This window comes from Paenibacillus sp. Soil522 (assembly GCF_001428245.1).
GTDB lineage: Bacteria > Bacillota > Bacilli > Paenibacillales > Paenibacillaceae > Pristimantibacillus.
Map to the genome: position 1 here is coordinate 1 of NZ_LMRV01000119.1, position 3,370 is coordinate 3,370.

5 protein-coding genes are annotated in these 3,370 nt (G+C 43.1%); 2 read left to right on the forward strand and 3 right to left on the reverse strand.

Going from position 1 to position 3,370, the window contains the following annotated elements; genetic code table 11:
- Nucleotides 1–616 precede the first annotated feature (616 nt).
- From ASG81_RS29460 to ASG81_RS29470, 3 genes are all read right to left on the reverse strand, one after another.
- On the reverse strand, nucleotides 617–994 hold the full coding sequence (locus ASG81_RS29460) for a YciI family protein (RefSeq protein WP_056643410.1): 378 nt from the start codon (nucleotides 992–994) through the stop codon (nucleotides 617–619).
- 231 nt (nucleotides 995–1,225) lie between these two features.
- Complete coding sequence (locus ASG81_RS29465) at nucleotides 1,226–1,609, reverse strand: GNAT family N-acetyltransferase (protein WP_235549094.1); 384 nt, start codon at nucleotides 1,607–1,609, stop codon at nucleotides 1,226–1,228.
- A gap of 24 nt (nucleotides 1,610–1,633) precedes the next feature.
- Nucleotides 1,634–2,110 (reverse strand): UPF0158 family protein, encoded by a 477-nt coding sequence (locus ASG81_RS29470; protein WP_056643412.1) that lies wholly within the window; start codon nucleotides 2,108–2,110, stop codon nucleotides 1,634–1,636.
- Nucleotides 2,111–2,220: 110 nt separating this feature from the next.
- On the opposite strand from ASG81_RS29470, the gene ASG81_RS30510 reads away from it, so the two are divergent.
- Both ASG81_RS30510 and ASG81_RS29480 read left to right on the forward strand, forming a co-directional pair.
- On the forward strand, nucleotides 2,221–2,757 hold the full coding sequence (locus tag ASG81_RS30510; protein ID WP_235549095.1) for an ABC-2 family transporter protein: 537 nt from the start codon (nucleotides 2,221–2,223) through the stop codon (nucleotides 2,755–2,757).
- A 10-nt stretch (nucleotides 2,758–2,767) separates the two neighbouring features.
- Nucleotides 2,768–3,058, forward strand: a complete 291-nt coding sequence (locus ASG81_RS29480) for an ABC-2 family transporter protein (RefSeq protein ID WP_056643418.1) — start codon at nucleotides 2,768–2,770, stop codon at nucleotides 3,056–3,058.
- The last annotated feature ends 312 nt before the right edge of the window (nucleotides 3,059–3,370 follow it).

Genomic DNA, 3,370 nt, shown 5'->3' on the forward strand with positions numbered 1-3,370 from the left:
GTGCCAGAGATAAGCTCTGCCCTGCCGAAGCCCCACACGGAATTCACCGCTTCCTTCTTCAGTCAGGTCCTTTCGGATTTTCTGCTTTCATCACTCATCYTGAACGCCTTGATGTACAAATGCYTATTTCATGTTCAGCCCTTCCGCGAGCTGTTACAACAGCCCCGCGTACTATGGCGTCTGCTGACTTCTGTACGTTCAGCCTGTCCTCACGGGCAGGGTTACGAAGCTGACTTCGCGTTCCATACAGATCTCCCCAGGTAAGAACGCTATCTTCCTCTCCATCTATCTGCTCCATTTACTCCCGTACGCCTTCGGCAGTAAGGACTTTGACTTGTTGCGCAGTCTCATCCAACGTACGTTAGCCTTATATGAAGTTCGTGTTCCTCAGACCGGAGATTTGCCGCACCTCGCGATGGACACCCTTGCCTTAAGCTATGGCTACTACTGCCTTCACCATTCGGGACTCGAACCCTAGAGATAGCGCCCATGCTGGGCGCACGCAGAAAAAGACGCCGCATTAGCAGCGTCTCACGTTACGGCGAAAGCAATTGCATTCTGCCTTTCGTAATTCTTCTATCATGCTGAGTCAGGTGGAGGAAATCAAAGACTACTCCTACTGTTCTTTCTTTTCAAAGTAATGAATCGGGCGGATCTCCAGGCGCCAGCCAAACTGCTCGCCTTCCCCCACTTGCGTAGTCGGATGAAGGGAAGCTACCCTGATGGCATCTTCCATGTCATGTGCTTCTATGAGGAACACGCTGCCTATCATCTCCTTAGTCTCAGTAAAGGGAGCGTCCGCAATCGACACCTTCCCGTTCTCCCGGCGCAAGTATTTTGATTCCAAGGCCAGGCCAGCATCCAAAATTACTTGGCCGCTTTTATAGAATTCTTCAAGGTGAGGCTGACATAACCTCATCACTGCATTGATCTCCGTCTCCGGACGGGCATTCATTTTCTCATGATCAAAATACCCCAAACACAGAAATTTCATTTTAATCCTCCTTAAGATGAGATGAATTGTACCTCTATTCATACGACGACGGTAGTTAACAAAATCGACACAGGCTATAACTTATTTCAAAAAATAATCGGGCGTCTCTTTAACGTCCCAACTATCGTTCTCCGATAGTTTAATTTAAATGGTCTTTTCCATATGTATACCAGCAATATGCTCCCCTGACGACTTAACTCTTGTAGAGATATCGAATGGTTTAAAGCCATGCTATTTGTAAAATAAAATCCCCCTTGTATTAGTGTTATGACATACAAGTTTGAGTTTCTTTACCTTTAACTTTTGTTTTGCAATTGTCTCCATTATCCCAATTAGATATTGAGAAACACCTTTCCCTCGATAATCAGAGGACACAATAACATTGCCTAGCCAGCAAGACTCACCTTCATGGTCATAGAGATTTGCGTAAGACACAACTTCTTGATTGAACAGAATAACTGTGGGCTCCAATCTATTTTTAACGACTTCCCTAATTTGGTCTGGTGTTAATGGATATTCGGCTTTAGGGAACATAAAATATAATTCTTCTTTGTTCTGTGGAAAAGAACACAGAGTTTCAAGATCAATTGGTTGTAACGCCCGATATCTGTACATATATTCCTCCCAACAAATAATACTTCATTCCTTTAGTACAAAATCCTTCTCTTTACACCATTCAATAACTAAGTCCTTTACCTTTTTTTCTTTGAATTCATACCATTGTTTTTCGACGTCATGTTCAATGATTCCGTCTTTAAATCTTCTAAATGCCCCTCTTCCTTGAATAGCTCCAAACAATTCTTCTCGAACCTCTGATTTGTTTAATGTCTCGATAAATTCTTCTACTGTTTCATACTCATGGTACTCGTTTCTTAAAGTGAAATCGAGGTAAACCTCGTCTTCATCCTCTATAATTTTTATTGCTTGTTCAATGTTCTCTCTTTGCCAATCCGGATAATTTTCAAGTAGGTCTTCATCTTCTGCCGCTGTCATCTCTTCTCTCGATAATGTTATAACTTCTCCTGTCTGGGTGTTTATATATGTAAGGGTCTCATCCATTTGAATTTCAATTTCAGTAATTAGATCATCTAATTTTACCGCTGCTTTTCTCTTCATTTCACATCTGTCCTTTCATTGAAATTCCTTCTACAAAACAGTTTATTCAAATTACCAGAATAAATCAAAGAGGAGCTGCTTTTAAAAATGCAACCCCCTCAATCAAAATACTGGATGGCGGCGTAGCATCAGATTTACTAAAGCCGTTTGACTTTCAGAAGGCCGGATTCGCCGAAACTTTAGGCTCCACGGTCGTTGAAGGCGCGCTAACCGTTATCGTAATGATCATCGTCCTAGCCTTGACCGCAGGCGTCCTTATGCCGAATCCACATGGGTTGTTATTTCTCATTAGCTTGGCCGCTTCACTGATAGTCAAATTCGGTATTGTCTACATTTCCGGACTGCTGTGCTTCTGGTCAACCGGCTCATTTGGCATCGTCTGGGCCCGGACTGCGCTAACTAACCTATTCTCAGGTGCGCTCGTACTGCTTGCTTTTTTCCCAAAATGGCTCGAAACTTTCTCCTTACTGCTTCCCTTTCAAAGCATCGTGCATACACCGGCCATCATTTATCTTGAGCAGGTTAATGGAATGGGGGCGCTGCGCCTCATCGTGCTGCAAATCATTTGGGGCATATTACTTTGGTTTGCCGGCAAAGGGCTGTGGAATTGGACCGTTCGGCAAATAACGACTCGAATACCAGGCTGATTTTCTTATTATGGTCGTTGCGGCTGCTCTTACTCAATTGCTGGGAATCGTTTTTCTGTGGGCTGTTTATTCACGAATTCCAGACATCAACGGCTGGTTATTTTGGGAAGTCGTGTTCATATACGCCACGATCTTTATGTCAGAGGGGTTTGCTTCCTTATTCTTTGATGGAACCTGGCGTCTCAGCGGGCTTGTAAACCGTGGCGATTTCGACACGTTCCTGCTGACCGTTCGTTCTTTCTTTGCATGCTTCAACCGCCCCTTTATTTTACATAGTATACCAACTGATTCTGCCCAATAGCTTAATAAGGTCGCCAGATCATTGGCCAGCAGCCTCATTTTGTAAAATCACCCAATTGTTTTCATCCTCATATCCCCAACGTTCTAAATAGAATAAACTTCTCTAACAAATCGCCATTAAGATTTTCAACATCGAATTTCCTTTCTTCGTCTGTTCATCCATTTTAATTATCACCTTGCTTTTAAATTAAAAAGCACCACTCATATGGAGTAGTGAACTGTGACCCATAAGAAGGACACTTTGAAAAAAGTGCCCCTCTTATGGGTTTTTTGTGTTTTAATCAGAGTATTGGTGAGGGAGCGGGATAAGAAT